20 protein-coding genes and 1 pseudogene are annotated in these 20,186 nt (G+C 50.2%); 14 read left to right on the plus strand and 7 right to left on the minus strand.

Annotated elements, in window-relative coordinates:
- Nucleotides 1–273: 273 nt before the first annotated feature.
- The 6 genes and pseudogenes from ACE99V_RS06450 to ACE99V_RS06475 form a co-directional block, all read left to right on the plus strand.
- Nucleotides 274–671 (plus strand): annotated as a pseudogene (locus ACE99V_RS06450) (DUF2087 domain-containing protein); the annotation flags it as partial.
- A gap of 13 nt (nucleotides 672–684) precedes the next feature.
- Nucleotides 685–945: a GIY-YIG nuclease family protein gene (locus ACE99V_RS06455; protein ID WP_400490240.1), complete on the plus strand. Its 261-nt coding sequence runs from the start codon at nucleotides 685–687 to the stop codon at nucleotides 943–945.
- Nucleotides 946–1,029: 84 nt separating this feature from the next.
- Nucleotides 1,030–1,656 (plus strand): DsbA family oxidoreductase, encoded by a 627-nt coding sequence (locus ACE99V_RS06460; protein WP_400490241.1) that lies wholly within the window; start codon nucleotides 1,030–1,032, stop codon nucleotides 1,654–1,656.
- Between the two features lie 75 nt (nucleotides 1,657–1,731).
- The gene (locus tag ACE99V_RS06465) at nucleotides 1,732–2,244 is read left to right on the plus strand and encodes a hypothetical protein (protein WP_400490242.1); all 513 of its coding nucleotides are present in this window, start codon (nucleotides 1,732–1,734) and stop codon (nucleotides 2,242–2,244) included.
- Nucleotides 2,245–2,443: 199 nt separating this feature from the next.
- Nucleotides 2,444–2,803, plus strand: a complete 360-nt coding sequence (locus tag ACE99V_RS06470) for a winged helix-turn-helix transcriptional regulator (protein ID WP_400490243.1) — start codon at nucleotides 2,444–2,446, stop codon at nucleotides 2,801–2,803.
- 21 nt (nucleotides 2,804–2,824) lie between these two features.
- Nucleotides 2,825–3,451 carry a fumarylacetoacetate hydrolase family protein gene (locus ACE99V_RS06475; protein ID WP_400490244.1) on the plus strand — a complete coding sequence of 209 codons (627 nt, stop codon included), beginning with the start codon at nucleotides 2,825–2,827 and terminating at the stop codon, nucleotides 3,449–3,451.
- A gap of 54 nt (nucleotides 3,452–3,505) precedes the next feature.
- Here the strand turns inward: ACE99V_RS06475 and ACE99V_RS06480 are convergent, their stop codons facing one another.
- Nucleotides 3,506–5,086 carry an ATP-binding protein gene (locus tag ACE99V_RS06480; RefSeq protein WP_400490245.1) on the minus strand — a complete coding sequence of 527 codons (1,581 nt, stop codon included), beginning with the start codon at nucleotides 5,084–5,086 and terminating at the stop codon, nucleotides 3,506–3,508.
- Between the two features lie 360 nt (nucleotides 5,087–5,446).
- Between ACE99V_RS06480 and ACE99V_RS06485 the strand changes: the two genes are divergently transcribed.
- From ACE99V_RS06485 to ACE99V_RS06520, 8 genes are all read left to right on the plus strand, one after another.
- Complete coding sequence (locus ACE99V_RS06485; RefSeq protein ID WP_400490246.1) at nucleotides 5,447–6,352, plus strand: C40 family peptidase; 906 nt, start codon at nucleotides 5,447–5,449, stop codon at nucleotides 6,350–6,352.
- Nucleotides 6,353–6,809: 457 nt separating this feature from the next.
- On the plus strand, nucleotides 6,810–7,082 hold the full coding sequence (locus ACE99V_RS06490) for a GntR family transcriptional regulator (RefSeq protein ID WP_400490247.1): 273 nt from the start codon (nucleotides 6,810–6,812) through the stop codon (nucleotides 7,080–7,082).
- Nucleotides 7,082–8,029 carry a DMT family transporter gene (locus ACE99V_RS06495; RefSeq protein WP_400490248.1) on the plus strand — a complete coding sequence of 316 codons (948 nt, stop codon included), beginning with the start codon at nucleotides 7,082–7,084 and terminating at the stop codon, nucleotides 8,027–8,029. The genes ACE99V_RS06490 and ACE99V_RS06495 overlap by 1 nt, the downstream gene beginning before the upstream one ends.
- A gap of 289 nt (nucleotides 8,030–8,318) precedes the next feature.
- Nucleotides 8,319–9,581 carry an exo-beta-N-acetylmuramidase NamZ family protein gene (locus tag ACE99V_RS06500; RefSeq protein WP_400490249.1) on the plus strand — a complete coding sequence of 421 codons (1,263 nt, stop codon included), beginning with the start codon at nucleotides 8,319–8,321 and terminating at the stop codon, nucleotides 9,579–9,581.
- 6 nt (nucleotides 9,582–9,587) lie between these two features.
- Entirely contained in the window at nucleotides 9,588–11,294 is a 1,707-nt protein-coding gene (locus tag ACE99V_RS06505) for a serine hydrolase domain-containing protein (protein ID WP_400490250.1), read from the plus strand.
- Between the two features lie 14 nt (nucleotides 11,295–11,308).
- Entirely contained in the window at nucleotides 11,309–13,408 is a 2,100-nt protein-coding gene (locus ACE99V_RS06510; RefSeq protein ID WP_400490251.1) for a glycoside hydrolase family 3 protein, read from the plus strand.
- Between the two features lie 445 nt (nucleotides 13,409–13,853).
- Nucleotides 13,854–15,047 (plus strand): glycine C-acetyltransferase, encoded by a 1,194-nt coding sequence (locus tag ACE99V_RS06515; RefSeq protein WP_400490252.1) that lies wholly within the window; start codon nucleotides 13,854–13,856, stop codon nucleotides 15,045–15,047.
- The gene (locus tag ACE99V_RS06520; RefSeq protein ID WP_400490253.1) at nucleotides 15,044–16,006 is read left to right on the plus strand and encodes an L-threonine 3-dehydrogenase; all 963 of its coding nucleotides are present in this window, start codon (nucleotides 15,044–15,046) and stop codon (nucleotides 16,004–16,006) included. Before ACE99V_RS06515 ends, ACE99V_RS06520 begins: the two co-directional genes overlap by 4 nt.
- A gap of 201 nt (nucleotides 16,007–16,207) precedes the next feature.
- Here the strand turns inward: ACE99V_RS06520 and ACE99V_RS06525 are convergent, their stop codons facing one another.
- The 6 genes from ACE99V_RS06525 to ACE99V_RS06550 all read right to left on the minus strand — a co-directional run bounded on the left by ACE99V_RS06525 (nucleotide 16,208) and on the right by ACE99V_RS06550 (nucleotide 20,072).
- The gene (locus tag ACE99V_RS06525) at nucleotides 16,208–16,411 is read right to left on the minus strand and encodes a hypothetical protein (protein ID WP_400490308.1); all 204 of its coding nucleotides are present in this window, start codon (nucleotides 16,409–16,411) and stop codon (nucleotides 16,208–16,210) included.
- Between the two features lie 77 nt (nucleotides 16,412–16,488).
- Nucleotides 16,489–17,520: a cytochrome d ubiquinol oxidase subunit II gene (locus ACE99V_RS06530; protein WP_400490254.1), complete on the minus strand. Its 1,032-nt coding sequence runs from the start codon at nucleotides 17,518–17,520 to the stop codon at nucleotides 16,489–16,491.
- A 27-nt stretch (nucleotides 17,521–17,547) separates the two neighbouring features.
- Entirely contained in the window at nucleotides 17,548–18,885 is a 1,338-nt protein-coding gene (locus ACE99V_RS06535; protein ID WP_400490255.1) for a cytochrome ubiquinol oxidase subunit I, read from the minus strand.
- Nucleotides 18,886–19,045: 160 nt separating this feature from the next.
- Nucleotides 19,046–19,522, minus strand: coding sequence for a hypothetical protein (locus tag ACE99V_RS06540; protein ID WP_400490256.1), 477 nt, complete (start codon nucleotides 19,520–19,522; stop codon nucleotides 19,046–19,048).
- 65 nt (nucleotides 19,523–19,587) lie between these two features.
- Complete coding sequence (locus ACE99V_RS06545) at nucleotides 19,588–19,785, minus strand: cold-shock protein (RefSeq protein WP_400490257.1); 198 nt, start codon at nucleotides 19,783–19,785, stop codon at nucleotides 19,588–19,590.
- Between the two features lie 86 nt (nucleotides 19,786–19,871).
- Nucleotides 19,872–20,072, minus strand: coding sequence for a cold-shock protein (locus ACE99V_RS06550; protein ID WP_400490258.1), 201 nt, complete (start codon nucleotides 20,070–20,072; stop codon nucleotides 19,872–19,874).
- Between the last annotated feature and the right edge of the window lie 114 nt (nucleotides 20,073–20,186).

Here is a 20,186-nt window from a genome sequence, read left to right on the forward strand (position 1 = left end):
AGATCTGGCTTGCCAATGAAGCTCTTTCGAGGTAGTGGCGCCAGTGGAAGCGAGACCCGTCGTCCGCTCCACTCCAACTCTAGTAGGATTACCTTTCCTCAAATAGTAGGGCCCGACGAATGTCGGGCTTTTTTTAGTATATAATTTATAAATTTGGACATCCCATACAGCCGCTAGAAAAGTGTTCGGGGCCCCGCCCGGCGAGAAAAGGGACCCCACTCGGCTCAGCGATAGCTACCGCCGAGTGGGGTGAGGATAGCTAATGCCGGGTGGGAGAAGGAGAAGCAGGCGAAAGTCTTTCTCGCCATCATGGGTTTGCTGGAGGGAAAAGATACGAAAAAACGCGCTTTATCACTGTTCCGAAAAACGCCGCGATGCCGGATGAACGATTTGCCATTACGGAGGAAGAGAATGACGAAATCCTGTCTCAGTACTTCCCTGAGGGATTGGATGGACCGCTCCTGGAGTTTCCCCGCAAGGAAAAACGCAAGGCAGCGATTTTGAAGCACATCAGCAAGCGATTTGTGCCCCATCGGACCTACTCGGAAAAGGAAGTGAACGAGCAGTTGAAATCTGTTTTTCACGATTACGTCACGCTGCGTCGCTATTTGATCGAGTATGGGTTTCTCGATCGCAAGGCAGACGGCAGCCAGTATTGGGTAAAAGGATAGAAAGGGAGAGGGCGTGGACAGCAACGTGAATGTAGATGTTATTTACAACCGCCACCAGTTTCAACTGCGTTTGGGGGTACACCGTAATCAGGAACTGCAGCTTGATTGGAATCGCTGGGGAGAGGACCGCTTTTCCTTCGAAGTGCTGGAGAAGCTGGAGGACATCGACGAGTTGACACCGGCCGTCTACGAGCAGTTAAAAGCGCTAAAGGAGAAATGGATTGCAAAGCTGCAGCCGTTTGGCGAGCACGGATATAACCGGAGACCACAGTGACACTTACAAAAGTTCATTGACTTACAAGAGGAACTTCTTTCAGGTACAATAATGGAAGCCTATCCGAAGGGAGCACAGAACCTTATGTTGATTGAAGTGTTTCAGGACACAATTTGTCCGTGGTGCCGAATCGGCAAAAAGCATCTGATGGAAGCGATCGCGCGGTGGGAAGGTGAACCGGTAACCATCCGTTATCGAACCTTTCTGCTTGATCCGACGGTGCCGAAAGAAGGTCTTCCGTTTCGCGAAACGATGGCGGCGTTAAAGGGTGGTCCGCAGGTGGTGGAGCAGATGCTGCAGCACGCGACGCAGGCAGGGCAGGCAGCCGGAATTGTTTTCCATTTTGACCGTGTCCAATATCGTCCAAATACCCTGGCTTCCCATGCATTGGTGAAACTGGCTCCACCCGAGAAAACAGGAGAAATGGTGGAAGCGGTGTATAAAGCGTATTTTGAAGAAGGACGGGACATCGGCGATCTCGATGTTTTGGTCTCCATTGCCGAGGAGCAGGGGTTGCAACCGGAAGAAATCCGTTCGCAGATATTGGCCGGCGCAAAACAGGATGAGATTGAAGAGGATTTGGCCTATGCCCGCGATCTGCAGATCACCGGCGTTCCCTTCTTTGTCGTCGATGGAAAGCTAGGTTTGTCTGGTGCCCATCCTGCTGAAAACATTCTCAAAGCGTTTGAAAAAGCGCAAGAAATGGAATAACAGGTAAAACACTTCCCCTTCTGTTTGCATGTTGGACGTTCCGTCAATAATGAGCGTACAGGAGGTGTGTTTACGATGATCATTGAAAAGAAAGAAGGCAATGGCGAATCAGAAATTGTCGTGTTGGGCGAAACACTGTGCAGCGACAGCGAAGGCAATTACCTATTGCCCGGGAGGCTGATTGTTGGATTGAAGACCGACGACTTGCCTTCAGGCATCCGTTTTACCTTGTTGGATCAGCTGCCCTCAGGGATTCGTTTTTTTCGTGAAGACACGGTCATTTTTTCCCGTTTGCCGGATCGAAACGAGCTCTCGGTGGAAGTCACCTCTGTGTATGATTCCCGCCAATGGGACGGACTGTTTCCTCTGCAGGCCACCATGGACTCACGCCGCTGCGTCATTGATAACAGCACCGAATACGAACTCCGTTATTGCGGCGACGATTGCGAATGCTGGCGCATCTCCTACTGCTTTGCACGTCCCGTTCAGAATGATTTGGAGACCGCATTGGAAGAGATTTGCGACAAAGTGCGATGGGTGGAAGAGAAAGGAAACGAACAGCTGTTGTTCGGAAGATGGCAAATCTGAATCTTGAATATCAAGTGCCCGACCAGGCAGCGCAAGGCTGGGCGGGCGCTTTTTTGGAACGTTTATTTGCAATTGTATTTGCAATCTTTCCTATGTTCGTATTGATTTGATAGTCATGACTTTTTTATCCTATAATTGGGTTTATGCAATCTCATTTCACTCAGGTTGGTTACATTCAAAAAGGGAAGTGATGCGAACCATGCAACAGGACCGAGAGCCTAAGGTTTTGAACGACATGGAAAATCTGGAGGATTTTTGCGCCATCAAGTCCACGCTTAGCATTATTGACGGCAAGTGGACTCTCTGGATTTTGCGTGAGCTGTTGACGGGTCCCAAGCGCTTCGGAGAGCTGTTGCGGGCTTTTGAAGGGGTAAGTCCGAAGACTTTGACACTTCGGCTGAAACAGTTGGAAGAGGAAGGAATCATCCTCCGCGTTCTGTATCCGGAAATACCGCCGCGGGTTGAGTATTCTCTGACGGAAAAGGGAGAGCAGCTTCGTCCGATTTTTAATGAGATGCGAAACTGGGGCAAGGCGTGGCTGCATCACAACAAGGGCTGATAGAGAGGGAGAGAAAAACAAATGGATCACATTCGGAACATCTTTTGCGTGGGAAGAAATTATCGATTGCATGCGGCTGAACTGGGAAACGAGGTTCCTACCACACCGTTTCTATTTAATAAGCCAACCCACGCGCTTGCGCTGGCTGACGGCAGTGCGATTGAGCTGCCGGGCGATCGCGGAGAGCTGCATTATGAAACGGAATTGGTCTTTCACATCGCACGATCCTATCAGGAAGGCATGCAGGTGGAAGATGTGATTGACCGTATGGCAGTTGGAATCGACTTTACCTTGCGCGACGTGCAAAGTGAGCTGAAAAAGAAAGGGCATCCGTGGTTGCTCGCAAAAGGCTTCCGCAATTCTGCAGTCATTACTCCGTTTCATCCGTTCCCGGGACTGGAAGCGTGCAAGCAGACTGACTTTTCCTTGTTAAAAAACAGCGAGCAGGTACAGCGCGGTAATATCGGAGACGTTATCTTTGATCTGTTGACCGTGATCCGCTTTGCGACAGAGCACTTTGGCCTGTCTAAAGGCGACATTTTGTACACCGGTACACCTGCTGGAGTGGGACCGGTAGCAAATGGAGACAGATTAACCATGCTCTGGGGAGATCAGGTTTGGGGTGAATTTACCGCCAAGCTGACATAACGTGATAGCAAAAAGGGAAACAGCCTGCACATCGTTGTGCGGGTTGTTTTGTGATTAGCTGTGTTGAAGGGGGAGCCTGATCCGGAAGGTGGAGCCCGCGTGCTCGACGCTTTCCACTTCAATGATACCTCCTTGATCTTGAACAATTTTTTGGCTTATGACCAGACCCAGACCCGTACCATTTTCTTTCGTCGTGTAAAACGGAACAAAGATGTCAATGAGTTTGTCATTGGGTATGCCCTCACCCGTATCCTGAATCTCGATGACTCCCCAGGCATCGTCAACGTAAAGGCGGATGGTTATTATTCCAGGCTGTTTCATCGCTTCAAAGGCGTTTTTTACCAAGTTGAGCAATACTTGTACCATTTTATCCCGCTCCAGAAAAGCGTACATCGGGGCTTCAGCGGAATCCAATATGATTTGGTGACCTTGGAACAACGCCTGTGATTCCATCAGCGATAGGACCCGTTTCGTCAGTTCTTGCAGCGACTGTCGAGTAAACTGTGTAATGGTTGGCTTGGAAAACTGCAGAAGCTCGGAGGTTAACTCATTGACTCTGGAAATCTCGTCCATCATCAGGTCGTACCAGGGCTGGATATTGTACTCGCGGGACTTGGAGATTTGCAGGAATCCTTTAATGGTCGTCATCGGATTGCGAATTTCGTGAGCCAAACCGGCTGCCAGTTCCCCGACGACACGCAGTTTTTCCGAGCTGAGAAGCTGTTGTTCACGTTCGAGCCACCGTTCCCGCTTCATGGTGTACAGCATGTTCTCCGCGTACTTGACAATCTCGTCCTTTGAACTCCCGTGAACAGGAAAGATCCCGTAACCGTAACTTGCATGAACCCCCAACTTTCGGTGAAAATCGCTTTCCAAGGTTTCGATGTAGTGTTCCAATAGACAGGAGTCTTGGTCAAGGGGTAGACAAACGGCAAATTCATCGCCTCCATATCGGCTAAGCAGGAAACATTCCGAAAACGCATCCTGCAAATACTCCGCAACGCGAACGAGAATTTGGTTTCCCCCCACGTACCCAAGTTCGAAATTTTGGGACTTTAAATTATTGCAATCAATGAGAAAGAAGACGAATTGACGCTTTTGCAGCATCAGCATTTCCAGTTGTCGATGGCACTCGCGAAAATTGAGCAAACCGGTCAAGGGGTCGCGGGTTATCAGGTGCTGGTTGGTTTCCATCAACTGACGCTTCTCCATCTCCACTTTCAGAATATGGGAGACACCAAATGCTATCGCGATGAACCCGAGGAAATCAGAGATACTCACCAGCTTGTGGTAGAGACCCGCAGGAGTGTAGGAAAGGCGGATCAGCGTATAAAGAGAGGCATACAGCAGGGCTGCAACGATTGTTTTTTTTATCGTCTTCAAACGTAAAAACTCCTGAGCCGCGAAGATGATATACAGCGGCAAGCACCAATTGATCTGACTCAACCAATGAAACAGGGCCAGCGTAAGCAAAGTCAGCATCCGCAGACGCTCGTTCTTTTGTTCAAGATTAGTGAACAAAATCAGGAGAAACCCCGCGCCAAACGTCAGAATCGGTTGTTCGGTTTTTTCCAGTAGAACGGTAGCTGCGGATATGAACAGGACATAGATGACGATAAACACTCTAATTAGCAAAAATAACCAACTCCAATGCGTCCTGCTATAAAATGTTTTCATTTTATACATTCGCGTGTAACCTTCATATTCCTTCCAAGGTTAACCAGAATGGCATTAGAATAATGACAATATATGACGAAATTCTACAATATTTTACTTCTTTCGCTTGTGAGAATCACTCTCAATCCCTTATGATACTATCGAACTATAAGTCAAGAGCGCCAACAATTCGCATGGGTTTTTCATTTAGTTCCATGTTACCAATTTGCCTATTGGAATTTTTTTCAGTCTTATCCTCCCTTTCCCTTATGGGGTACGCTTTGATTGTGCCCCGCGTAGGGGGACACCACGACACAACATTACGAGGAGGAAAAGATCGTGACGAAACGAGATTGGATGTTGAAATCTGCCCTTGCCGTCATGCTAAGTACGTCCCTGTTAATGGGTGGTCAGGTTGGACAAGCAGCCGCATCTTCGCAAGACTCTGCAAAAGCTGAACAGATTGTCAAAATAACCAAATCGTTGATTGGAAAAGATTATCAATTCCAAGCGAACGGTCCAAATTCTTTCGGTTCCGCCAATCTTGCGACCTACATATACGGTAAGGTAGGTATCAAGATTGACGATACCATTGCTGCCCTGTACAAGAAAGGCGCAAAGGTTGAGAAGCGCGATCTGAAAGCAGGCGACTTGGTTTTCTTCAATTCTTACGGTTCCGGTGCGCCGAATTTTATGGGCGTATACATCGGGAACGGCAGCTTCGTGTATTCTTCCATGCGTGAAGACGAAGTGGTGCTGAAATCTTTTAAAGATTACGAAAACAAGTTCGTTGGTGCTCGTCGTATCCTCCAGGAGACCGTAACAAAACCAGCAACGGTAAAGCCTGATTCCAGCGCATTGGCCGATAAAGTTATCAAAATTGGCGAAAAATACTTGGGTACTCCGTACAAATACGGCTCCAGCAAGTATACAACCAAGACATTCGACTGCTCCTCCTTCACCCAGCGTGTGTTCAAGGAAGCTGGAATCACCCTGCCGCGCGACTCTCGCCAGCAATCGACTGTAGGGAAGACGGTATCGCTGAAAAACCTGAAAAAAGGTGATCTGGTCTTCATGAAGGCAAGCGTGAACACTTCTTCTGAACGGATTACGCACGTGGCCATCTACGCCGGCAACGGTAAGATCCTTCACACCTACGGAAGACCTGGCGTAACGTACTCCAAGTTCTGGGACACCAACTGGGAAAAACGCGTTGTGAAAGTAAAGCGTGTCATTCCGGAATAATCTGAGGCAATCGTCAGGCTCCCTCGCATCAGGCGGGGGAGTTTTTTGCATAGGGGAGTTTCACCTGATGGGCGTCTCGCTCATAAGCTAGGGCGAAAACCAAAGGGGAGGAGATTAGGCAATCATGTATCCGAACGAACAGGAAGCGGTCAATCTTGTCCAATGATGATTTCGCTCGTTGATCCATATGTGTCCCAAACGCTCCTGAAAAAACGAGCAATACTCCCTTGAGGGCTGTGCGCAACCCCTACGGAATACAGGCTCATGTGCATTCCCCGTCAATTGAACATGGTCAATTCTAAGTCTCAAACGAATGAACGAGGACATCTGCCGATGTCCTCAGGCTGTCGATACTTTCTCGACAGCCTGCTTCTTCCATGGGAAGAAACTTTTTTTGTTTTGACTGGTAAATACATATGCGATATATTTCTGATAAATCAAAATAGAGGAGGCATTGTTGAGCCATGCCCATACCGAAAGACTTTCGCCCTCCGCTGCGAATGTCTGCCAAAGAAAAAGATCCATCTTGCAGCTGCATATCCGCCGTCTGAAATACTTGTTTCTAAAAGAACAGATCACATCGAAGGCGGATTCGATACGTGAGCATGAGGAAATCATCAAGGCGTTTGTTTCACGCGACGCAGAAACGGCTGCTGTGCTCATGAAGCAAAACTGGCTGCGGCCGATGAACGAGTTGCGTCATTACCTTCAAGGAAAGGAGGGAGTCTAGTGGAGACCCAGTCGTCCCGGCAGCAGACAAGAATCTCCTTGTTGCTATTGTTGGTGCCATTGTTTTGGGGAGGTGCGTTTGGGGCAGCGAAACACGTGATCACGGAGATTCCTTCCATTACAGCGGCGGCACTTCGGTTTGGTTTGGCAGGATTGATCCTCTTGGCTGTCGCTCTCTTCAAATCGGAATGGAATTTAGCGTCTTTGCGGCTGCGCTGGCGGGGCTTATTGCTGATGGCGCTAACCGGTATATTTGCGTATAACGCGTTTTTCTTTCTCGCTCTCCGTTACACTTCGGCAATCAACGGGTCTTTAATCATGGCCACCACACCGGTTTTTATGACAGTAGGGGCGGTGCTGTTCCTGCAGGAGCCGTGGAACAAACGCCTGGGGTTGGGTCTTGCGCTGTCACTGGCGGGCGTGATCCTTGTTATTTTAAAGGGCTCTTTGCATACGTTATTCTCCCTTACCTTTAACCTTGGAGACCTGCTGTTCTCGGTTGCGCTTATCAGCTGGGTGGTGCACAGCTTGATCGGGAAAGTCGTGATGAAAGGTGTTTCCCCCCTTTTTGCCACGACCGTAACGACAACCGTCGGTTCCATCCCGCTCCTCTTTTGGTCCGTTTGGGAAGGAGGATGGGGGAACGTCCTTGCCATGTCTGGACAGTCGTGGATGGAGATGGTCTACATGGTCGTTTGTGCGACTGTCGTTGCCTTTTTCCTCTGGAACAGGGGTATTCACCAAATTGGCGCGAGCAAGGCCAGCATGTACATGAATTTGGTGCCCATCAATGCGGCGTGGATCGCCGTTTTGTTTTACGACTCCTCAATCGGTTGGCAGCAGGTGATCGGTATCGTTCTGGTGATACTCGGCGTTTTCGTCTCGACCTTCAGCCCGCCGGAAAAAGCGAAGAACAGAGAGAAAGCCGCCTTGCCGGCACAGTCCTAAGTAAAAAGATTGCCCGATTACGCCCGTCGCATTTGTGACGGGCGTTTTCCTATGCGCTGTGAAAAAGAATTTTCGATGAATGGAAAAAATACATTTGCGAATACTAATTCATGGAAAGGAAAAAATAGGAAAAAAGCACCACGGAATGTCGTAAAATTTCATAAATATTCTTAAATTTTGGTAATTTTTTCCCGCGAAAAGAAAAGGACTAGCCTTTATATTCAATGGTAAGGGCTTCCATGACAAACCTGCACTTCTTATCAAACCCGTGAAGGAGAGGTGGTTGTATTTGCGAAGATCGCGCTGGCTGTTTTACCTGCCGTTTCTTGCTTTGCTCTGTATGCTGCCGCTTGCCGGCATGGACCATTCCCATTCGGTACTGGCAAAGGAAAAGCGTCCTGCTGTAAAGCCGGGAATCGAAGTGCTGCTGGATGATCCCGGTGTGGTATCGGGCAAGAAAGTCGGATTGATTACCAATCCGACGGGCATCACCAGCGATTTGATTCATGATGTGGATGCGCTCCTGGAAAAAGGGATCGATCTGGTCGCGGTCTACGGGCCGGAACACGGCATTCGCGGAACCGAAGAGGCCGGTTCCGTTCCCGGCTCCTACGAAGACCCCAAAACCGGATTGCCGTTTTACAACCTGTACGGAAAAAAACCGGAAGAAATCGCGCCCTTGTTTGACCAGGTGGATGTCGTGTTGTTTGATATCCAGGATGTAGGTTCCCGCTTCTACACGTACATCTCGACGATGGCGTATGCCATGGAAGCGGCAGCCTTGCGAGACAAGCCGTTTGTCGTACTGGATCGGCCAAATCCGATCGGAGGGGAAAAAGTGGAAGGCCCCGTCCTAGAGCCTGATTACAAGTCGTTTGTCGGCATATTTCCGATTCCCGTCCGACACGGAATGACGGTAGGGGAACTGGCAGCTTTATTCAACGAGCAATTCCTGGAGCAGGAAATCGGAAAGAAAGCTGATCTGCACGTGATAAAAATGAAGGGCTGGAAACGGGACATGTGGTTCGAGGAAACGGGGTTGCCCTGGGTGCTGCCTTCCCCCAACATGCCCACGGTCGACACCGCTGCAGTCTACCCCGGAACCTGTTTGTTTGAAGGAACCAACCTTTCCGAGGGGAGAGGGACCACAAGGCCGTTTGAACTGCTCGGCGCTCCGTACATCAAGGGTTGGGAACTGGCAGAGCGAATGAACCGCCTCCAATTGCCGGGAGTCGTGTTTCGCGAAGCGTACTTCTCCCCGACTTTTTCAAAATACTCTGGAAAAAATGTCGGCGGAGTTCAGGTATACGTGACGGATCGAAACGAATACGATCCAATTCGCACCGCGCTTTCCCTGATCGCGGAAGTGAAGGCACTCTATCCCGCAGAATTTGCCTGGCGGAGCGACAACTGGATTGACAAACTGATGGGCACGGACAGCGTGCGTAAAGCCATCGATTCCGGGAGACAGGTGGATGAGATTGTCGCGGACTGGCAGGAACCGCTCGACCAGTTTAAAAAGATGCGAGAGAAATATTACCTTTACCACTAGGGGAGGATGAACGTGAAAAAACGGACCATGATGCTGGGATGGATCCTTTGTTTGACACTCGGTTCGTCGACGTTGCCCGTCGCGGTCGCTGATCAGGCTGGCGAAGGCTTGACGTCAATCGAGGGAAAAGAAAAGAAAGCAAAACCAGTTGCACATCCGTTGGCTCATCCTTGGGATCAGCCGGGTTCTTCATCGAAAAAACTGCATCCCGGTGACCCCGCAGCCGCCGGCATGAATAAGGCACCGCTCAATGAAATCGATTCCTTTATCCAAACCGCGATCGAAGAGAACGTGATGCCTGGGGCCGTTGTCTTGATAGCACGACGGGGTGTCATCGTAAAGGAGCAGGCGTACGGTCATGCTGCCAAATACGCAGACGACAAGTTTACACTGCTTGAACAGCCGATCGCCATGAAGCCGGATACCATTTTCGATGTGGCTTCGGTCAGCAAGCTGTTTACGACAGCAGCTGTCATGCAGCTCTACGATCAAGGGCGCTTTCAGCTGGATGACCCTGTTGCCAGGTATATTCCCGAGTTTGCGGAGAATGAAAAAGAAGAGGTGACCATCCGGCAGCTTCTTACACACACGTCCGGGTTTGAACCGTCGATACGCCTGGAACAAATCGGAAGCAATCGAGAAGAACGACTGCAAGCCGTTTACCGGCATCCCCTCGTCAACCGGCCGGGCACCGAATACGTGTACAGTGATTTGAACCTGATTGTCCTGGGATCTCTGGTGGAGAGGCTGTCCGAACAGCGTCTGGACGAATACGTGGAAGAGCACATTACAAAACCCTTGGGAATGTCGGATACGATGTACAACCCGCCGGAAGCGTTGAGGGAACGAATCGCTGCAACCGAATACCAACCCTGGACAAACAGGGATCTCGTCTGGGGGCAAGTCCACGATGAAAAAGCATGGTCACTGGATGGAGTAGCTGGCCACGCCGGCGTGTTCAGTACCGCACAGGATTTGGCCGTCTTTGCGCAGATGATGCTGAACGGCGGAACCTACGGCGGGAAAACCATTTTGTCCAAGAAAGCCGTCGCGTTGATGATGGAAAATCAACTGCCGCAGTTCCCCGGAGACGATCATGGACTGGGCTGGGAGCTGAATCAGGGCTGGTATATGGATGCGCTTGGCGATGCGTTCACCATGGGACATACAGGCTATACGGGTACGTCCTTGGTTGTCAGTCCGAATAATGACACGATCTGCATCGTGCTCACCAATCGCGTGCATCCCACGCGGAAAACCGTCTCCACCAACCCGGTTCGCAGAGGTGTCGCCCGATTGGCGGCGCTCGCCATTCCAGTTGAGCAGCCTTGGAAAGACGCGAGCTGGTTTGCGGGTACCGGTGACCAGCTTCAGCATACCTTAAGCGCCCAAGTGGATTTGCGGGAGGGCGGTACCGTGCATTTCGACACCTGGTATCGGATCGAAAATGAAGCCGATTTCGGATATGTGGAAGCCTCTTCAAATGGTGAAAGCTGGATGCCGGTCGGCTCTGCCTTGACCGGTGAGAGTGACTGGCATACATACACCTGGAATCTTCCCGCGGACACCAAATACATTCGATTCCGTTACAGTACGGATTCGATCGTAAACGGACGGGGATGGTTCGTTCATCATCCGTCGATCATGGATAACACCGGTAATCCGATGGACGTGACGTGGAGCCCGCAGGGATGGTCACGAGATGGCAAGTAAAAGGGGGAAAGAGGATGAACTCGCACAGAAAGAGGATATACACGTTCTGTTTTCTGTTGGTTTTTCTGTTTGGCCAGTTGTTCGGTGTGACAACCATTCAACAGGCAGGCGCTGCGGAACAGCAGCAGATTGTCGATTTGATCATCAGTCTGAACATCCCGGAAGCAGAGGCGCGAGTTGCAGGCGATACCCTGCAGCTCCAGGCTCTTCACGTGTATGCGGACGGACACTTTGCGAGGGCGGGAAACAACCTGAGCTGGCAGTCATCCAACAAGAACGTAGCGTCTGTTGACGACTATGGGAACGTACATTTTCACGAGCACAACGGAAGAACATTTATCACGGTTTCAGACGGGACGTTTCAGGACCGCATCGCCTTTGATCTCCATCAAAAAAACGAGCAGAAGGTATCTGTCGTCAAACAAAGCGGGGACCGCTACCAGGTAATCGATAAAGCCGTTGCCGGTATGACGCTGGAAGAAAAGATCGGCCAGATGATGATGCCGGATTATCGAAAGTGGAACGGGGCAGACGTAACCAGGATGCTGCCTGAAATTGTAGAACAGGTCAAGAAATACCATATCGGCGGCGTCATCTTGTTCAGAGAGAACGTGGTCGACACAGAGCAGACCATTCGGCTTGTCAACGACTATCAGCGAGCTGCTGAAAAGTATGGTTTGTTGGTCACGATCGACCAGGAAGGGGGAATCGTAACCAGAATTCAAAAGGGAACCGATATGCCGGGAAACATGGCGCTTGGGGCTGCCCGTTCTGCGGAAATGGCGTGGAAAGTGGGAGACGCCATCGGCAGAGAGCTTGCTGCGCTTGGCATTAACACCAACTTTGCTCCGGTCATGGACGTCAACAACAATCCGGATAATCCGGTGATCGGTGTGAGATCGTTTGGCGAAGATCCGCAGCTCGTTGCGGATCTGGGCGTTGCCTACATCAAAGGGCTTCAAAACAACGGGATTGCCGCAACCGCCAAGCATTTTCCAGGTCATGGAGACACAGCTGTCGATTCCCATCTGGGATTGCCTGAAGTTCCGCATGACATGGAACGCTTGAAAAGAGTAGAGCTTTACCCGTTTCAACAGGCGATCGACGCCGGAGTGGATGCTATCATGACGGCACATGTCACGTTTCCGAAGATAGATGACACCAAGGTCATCTCAAGGAAAGACCGTACACAGATCGCTCTTCCGGCTACCTTGTCGCCGAAGGTGATTACCGGATTGATTCGCGACGATCTCGGGTTCGACGGAGTGGTGTCGACTGACGCCATGAACATGCAGGCGATTGCCGACCACTTCGGACCGGTTGATGCTGCCGTCAGAGCCGTCAAGGCAGGGGTAGACATCGTCTTGATGCCGATTGGACTGGAATCAGTGACAGCGGGTGTTCTACAGGCGGTAAAATCAGGGGAAATAGATGAAAAACGGATCGATGTTTCCGTTAAACGCATTCTTACCCTCAAAGTAAAACGGGGTATTTTCAAAACGGAGAATCCAGCAGATGTAGAGGAACAGATCGATCGGGCAAAAGCCGTGCTCGGCTCCACCCAAAACAAGCAGGTGGAAGGGGACGCCGCAGAAGGAGCCATCACTCTGGTGAAAAACGAAGGGGTTCTGCCTCTTAAGGTCGATGACACGAAAACCATCGCAGTAGTCGGCACGACCTATTTGGATAGTTTGGTTGATGCAGTAAAAAAGCATCATCCCCAAGTAAGCGCAATCAAAGTGGAGAACGGCGCTCTTACCGAAGAGCAGTGGAAACAGGTAACCGAGGCAGACACCGTGATAATCGGTTCCTATACCTTTGACGTAAAGGGGAGACTGCCAGACAACCCGACCATGAAAGTGTACAATCAGATTATCGAAAAAACCAACCATCCGGTTATTACCGTAGCGATTCGAAATCCGTATGACATCATGGCCTACCCGGAAGTGGATGCCTACCTGACACAATACGGTTTCCGCACTGCGAACTTCCAGGCGGCGGCAGCAGTTCTGTTCGGGAAGCTGCAACCTGTTGGAAAGCTTCCTGTCACGATCCCGGATGGTCAAGGCGGGACAATGTTTACGTACGGCCATGGATTGGAGTATAGCCGTTAAAGGGAGAAAAGAGTAGACATCCCATACAGCCACAAGGAAAGGGTTCGGGGCCCCACCCGGCGAAGCGTTAGCTCATGCCGGGTGGGTTTTTTTAGTGTATAAGAATTTATAAATTTGGACATCCCATACAGCCGCTAGAAAAGTGTTCGGGGCCCCAGCCGACACCAGCGTTAGCTAAAGTCGGCTGGGTTTTCTTACGTATGCGAAAGTCGCTCCCGGGGCTAATTTGAATCAAAAGAGGGGAACTTATCTAAGGATGGGAAGAAAAAAGTTATTTTTATGTCCTCTCCAAATGGACATTATTGAAACAAGATGATAATCTAATAATGAAAAGATGAGATTTAACAAGGGTTTAGCTCGTCCTTCTCCGTCTATGTGACAAGGACAGTTGTGTGCGCGGAAAAGCCTGCCTAAACCTTTAGATCCTACATAGGAGGGGTACTTTATGGCAAGTAAAGTCCTGGACCAATTCCTGCAAGAGCATCTGGCCGACTTGAAAAGCAAAGGATTGTACAATGTCATTGATCCGTTGCAGAGCGCAAACGGACCGATGATTACCATTGCGGGGAAAGAACTGATCAACTTATCCTCCAATAACTATTTGGGTTTGGCAACAGATCCGCGTTTGATCGAGGCGGCCGTCGAAGCGACCAAAAAATACGGTGTGGGGGCAGGAGCCGTACGCACCATCAACGGTACGCTGGAACTGCACGTCAAGCTGGAAGAAAAGCTGGCCGAATTCAAACAAACAGAAGCAGCCATTGCCTATCAATCGGGATTTAACTGCAACATGGCTGCCATCTCTGCCGTGATGGACAAAGACGATGCGATTCTCTCCGATGAACTGAATCACGCCTCCATCATTGATGGCTGTCGTTTGTCCAAAGCCCAAATCATTCGCTTCAATCACTCCGACATCGACGATTTGCGAGCCAAAGCGAAAGAAGCCAAGGAGTCCGGCCGTTACAAAAAAATCATGGTCATTACCGACGGGGTTTTCTCCATGGACGGCGATGTGGCAAAACTGCCGGAGATCGTGGAAGTAGCTGAGGAATTTGATTTGATTACCTACGTGGATGATGCCCATGGTTCTGGTGTAATGGGGAAAGGCGCCGGCACCGTAAAGCATTTTGGTCTATCCGACAAGATTGATTTCCAAATTGGCACTTTGTCCAAAGCGATTGGTGTTGTCGGCGGATATGTAGCCGGCAAGAAAGATCTGATTGACTGGCTAAAAGTACGGAGCAGACCGTTCCTGTTCTCCACTGCTTTGACACCGGCGGATGTAGCAGCCGCTACCAAAGCCATCGACATCCTCATGAGCAGCACCGATCTTCATGACAGGCTGTGGAACAATGGAAATTACCTGAAAAAAGGCTTGAAAGAATTGGGATTCAACATCGGGGAAAGCGAAACGCCGATCACTCCCTGCATGATCGGAGACGAGAGCCAAACCCAGGAGTTCAGCAAGCGTCTGTATGAAGAGGGCGTATACGCCAAAGCAATCGTTTTCCCGACGGTTCCGAAGGGAACGGGACGGGTACGCAACATGCCGACAGCTGCACATACAAAAGAAATGCTGGACCGCGCATTGAACATCTATGAAAAAGTTGGCAAAGAAATGGGGATCCTGTCATGAAAAAAATCCTGGTAACCGGTGCGCTTGGACAAATTGGTTCCGAGCTTGTGATGAAAATGAGAGACAGCTACGGTGCGGACAACGTCATCGCAACCGACATCAGACGAATCGAGGATAATAAGGTCGTTCAATCCGGGCCCTTCGAGATCCTGGATGTCACTGATGCAAAAGCCATGGCTGACATCGCCCGAAGTTACCAGGTTGATACCATTATTCACCTGGCTGCCCTGTTGTCTGCAACGGCGGAAGCAAAACCGCTTTTGGCGTGGAATCTGAACATGGGCGGACTGCTCAACGCGCTCGAAGTCGCCAGAGAGCTCAAGTGTCAGTTCTTTACGCCAAGTTCCATCGGAGCATTCGGGCCGTCCACACCAAAAGAAAATACGCCGCAAGATACCATTCAGCGCCCGACCACCATGTATGGAGTCAACAAAGTATCCGGTGAACTGCTTTGCGATTATTACTATCACAAATTTGGCGTTGATACGCGCGGACTGCGCTTTCCGGGGCTGATCTCCTACGTAACGCCGCCGGGGGGAGGCACCACGGACTACGCAGTGGAAATTTATTACGATGCGATCAAAAAGGGCACATACACCTCGTATATTGCCCAAGGCACCTATATGGACATGATGTATATGCCGGATGCACTGAACGCCATTATTCAGTTGATGGAAGCCGATCCGTCCAAGCTGAAACACCGCAATGCGTTCAATGTCACAGCGATGAGTGTGGAACCGGAGGACTTCCGAGCGGCCATTCAAAAACACATTCCGGAGTTTACCATGGATTATGCTGTCGATCCCGTAAGGCAAGCTATAGCCGACAGTTGGCCAAATTCCATTGACGCGACGGCAGCCAAAGAAGAGTGGGGCTTTCAAGCGGAATTTGACCTGCAAAAAATGACGAGCGATATGCTTACGAAATTGCGTGAGAAGTTCTTTCAACAAATTGGATAATGGTTAAGAAAACCCACCCGGCATTCGCTATCCTCAACCCACTCGGCGGTAGCTATCGCTGAGCCGAGTGGGGTCCCTTTCTTCGCCGGGCGGGGCCCCGAACCCTTTTCTAGCGGCTGGGATGTCCAAATTTATAAATTCTTATACACGAACAAAAAACAAGCCCAGTGACGCATGGGCTTGTTTTTATAAGCAGAGTTGCTATTGCTCTTCTCTGCGGTGACCTATTTCCGATTCGTTCAATTCTTCTCTGGCCTTCTCAAGCAGCGTTTGATAATCCCGCAATACCTCTGTCATCGCGCTGAGCGTTTCGGTATACTCCGGTTTCAAACTGATCTCATCCATCGCTTTATGGAGATGCGCCATTTTGTTTTCCGTCTGCCTGAGAAATTCTACCCAATCCATTCCATTCACGCGAAATCCCTCCTTCTTCTTTAGTAATTGTCCACAAGCGGAAAATTTATTGCCCGTTTTTCATCGTTCTACTGTTTTTGCCTGAGGTAGGCTTCATCCTTCATAAACATCCGCCAAAAAAAGATAAATCCCGGAATCAAGATGGCAAAGCCGACCAGATAACTGACGAACAGGGCGCGAAAGGTAGCGGGATCGGTAAAGCCGGACTGGATCGTAATATCCGGGTACACGATATAAGGCAGATGGGCAGCTCCGTAGGCATAGCTGGCCAGCAGGTATTGCACGGTGACGCTGATGACGGCGAGTCTGGGAAGATGAAGTCCCAGTTTGACCTGCTGCGGGAGCAACAGCAAAATGTACCCAAGAAAAAAGCAGAGGGCCGACACAATCAGCCAGGGCAGATAGCCGAACAGTTTGTCATACAGCCAAGCCGCTTCCCATCTCATGGTTTGCAGCGTCAACAGCGCCATCAACAGGGTGACGGGTCCAAGCAGTACCGCATCACGCCGGTAGATCTCAAACGCCTGTTTTTCGTTCGATACGAAGGAATAATCGCTTAACAAGAGCGACGAGAGAAACAGCGTACTGGCGATGGCCAGGCCGATGTAGGACAGGACATGCGGACTGGTCAACAGCTCTTTCCAATCGAGCATCGGAACCCCTTCTGTCCGTTTGACAAATCCTCCCTGGGTGATCGGCAGCACGGCGATCAACAGAGCGGGGATGAGAATGCCGGTAATGCCGGATACGATACTTAGCATTTTGTTGTACTTGGGAACCATATGGGCGTACACCAAAAACGCGCTGCGGATGAGCAGAAGCAGAACGACCAGGCTTCCCGGAATCAGGAGGACGGTTCCCAGGGTGTAGATGGCGCCCGGGAAAAAGGTGACGAGAGCGACGACGATCAGCACGATAAACACATTGGTCACTTCCCAGGAAGGGGAGAGATACCGGTTGGCGATGTTGGTCGCACGGGTCTTTTCATGATTCACATACACCATCGACCAAAACCCGGCGCCAAAGTCGATGGAGGCGGCCACAGAGTAGATCATGACAAAGATCCAGAGCAGCGTCACCGCAATAATCGTATCTGTCACTTCACACCAATCCTTTTTGCGCAAGGTTTATTGTACAGACTCAGGCTCACCTCCATCCAGTTTCAGAGGATGACGCCGGAAATAATGCCGGAATACGAATACCGTGATGACGGCGAGCAGGAGGTAAAACACGAGAAACACACCAAACAGGACGGCCAGACCCTCTGCCCGGGTTGCGGCTTCAGCGGTCCTCATGGTTCGGTAAATCACCCACGGCTGTCTCCCTGTGCAGGCGAATACCCATCCAAATTCAATTCCCAGCATGGAGAGCGGGCCGCTTAAGACGAAGATCCACATCACCCAGCGGGGAAATGACTCCCGCTTCAGCAGCTTTTTCCAGGCAAACCCGAGAAATCCTACGAAAATCAGCATCGAACCGATTCCGACCATCGCGTTAAACAAGGTGTGAACAAACAAGGGCGGCCAGTATTCTTCCGGAAAATCATTCAGTCCGACCACCACCTCGTCAAAACGGTTGCCGGCCAAAAAGCTGAGCAGCCAAGGAATCTCAATGGCGTACTTTACCTCTTTGGTTACCGGATCGGTAAATCCCCCGATCGCCAGCGGAGCGTACGGCTGCGTTTCGAACAGGCCTTCGGCGGCGGCCAGTTTCTCCGGCTGGTAGCGATGAAGATATTGTGCCGACTCATGCCCGTTTAGGGCAGTGAGCAGGGAAAAGGCCCCCCCCATAATGAGACCCATCAACAACGCTTTTTGGTGAAACAAATACTCCCGGCTCGCTTTTTTTGCCTTCAGCATTTTCAAGGCGGCGATGGAAGCAATGACGAAGGCCCCGGTCATATAGGCCGATACCGTCACGTGGAGAGCCGTGACAAAAAAACTCGGATTAAAAAAGGCGGCCCACGGATTTACGTTCACAATGCTGCCATTGACGATTTGAAACCCGGCAGGAGTGCCCTCAAACGCATGTACATTGGTAATCAGGACGGCAGAGGCAGTCGCTCCGAGCAGGACAAAAAACACACTCATGATTCTCATCCACGGTGTCAGGCGATCGGCCGCGTATACGTAGATGGACATGAACAAAGCCTCTAGGAAGAACGCAAAGATTTCAATTTGAAACGGCAGAGAAATGACTTTGCCCACCACCTCCATGAAACCCGGCCACAATAAAGAGAGCTGCACACCGGCGATCGTGCCTGAAGGGATGGCGACTCCAAGCAAAATGGCTTGTCCTTTTGTCCACCGTTTGGCCATCAGCTCGTAGTCTTTGTCCTTCGTGCGCTGGAAGAGCAGTTCGGCGAGCAGGATCATCAGGGGGAGCCCCACTCCAAGCGTGGCAAAGATGATATGAAATGCCATCGTCGTGCCGAACGTCGCCCGGGCTAGCATGATGTCGTCCATGCAAAAACATCCTTTCAGGCAATAACGCCAAACTTTTCCTGCTTAGCTTGCCGATTGGATCGTGTCATTATGCATACGTGCAAACGATCATCGGAGAATCCCCATCATACAGCAACGCTCTTTCCTCAAGGGAAAGAGCGTCCATCGTCGACAAGGATGTTTATGTACGTGTAAAACCTTCTTCCAAAAGGTATTGCTCGGCTTCCTTATAGGATTCAAAAGATTCTTCCAGGTTTAGACCGGCATAAACATTCCACAGATCATGTTCGTTTACGAGCAGAAGCGTTTGTTGTCCCGGGCCGATCCAACGGTCTTCGTGGACCTCTGCGCCAGCGTCTGTTTCTGCTTTGGGTTCCGGTTTGCGGGAGAGGTACCGAATCGACGCCTCAATCAAAGAGCGAAGCTCGTTCTCCGAGTAATCGCGAATATTGACCATCCCTTTATCATCTGTGGCCGTCTTGGGCAAATGTCCAGCGTACACGTAGCCGTTCCCGTTCGGATGCAAGTGCTGTACGACAATTTTTTTGTCATGGACGCTGCCTTCATAATGAAAATTTACCCGCCCGAGCGAAACCTGTTTTCGCTGCAATTGCGGGAACGATTCGATAATCGCCAGTTTTTCTTCAAAAGTCAACATGGTTCCTCCGCATGTCTCTCGTAATGGATTGCCCGACGATTATACCACAGATTACAGGTGTCAGCCTACTTCGTATAGTTCCAGGTGAGCGGAGGCAGCATTTTCGTTTCCATTACCATGTTGGAGCTGCAAATGGGGCAGAGCGGTTTTTTATCAAACGTCAGGTTCTCTCTCATCCAACACGAACAGCTTTCATTGCTGCACGTCCAAACAGACGTCTCTTCATCTTGAACCGGTTCCTGATTTCGTTTTGCATGATACATTTGGCGAACACCTCCGGAGCGTATGTACGGGATGGAATAGAAAAAGAACTGCCCAAGCACGGACAATTCTTTTAACCTAAACAAACCTACATTTTCACAACATTTTCGGCTTGGGGGCCGCGGTTTCCTTGAACAACGTTACATTGAACGCGTTGCCCTTCTTCGAGGGACTTGAAGCCATCACCGGCGATCGCACTGTAGTGAACAAACACGTCATTGCCGCCTTCCATTTCTATAAATCCATAACCTTTTTCTGCGTTGAACCATTTCACTGTACCGGTTCCCATTTGCGAAGACCTCCAAAAAATAGACAGATTTTCAAGTATCGTTTGCGCTTTAAACAGCACTCTATATAATATGTGAAAGAAGGCTTTGTTTTATACGAGAAAAATGGATAGAAA

Source organism: Brevibacillus soli (assembly GCF_044759095.2).
Taxonomy (GTDB): Bacteria; Bacillota; Bacilli; order Brevibacillales; family Brevibacillaceae; genus JBIYSM02.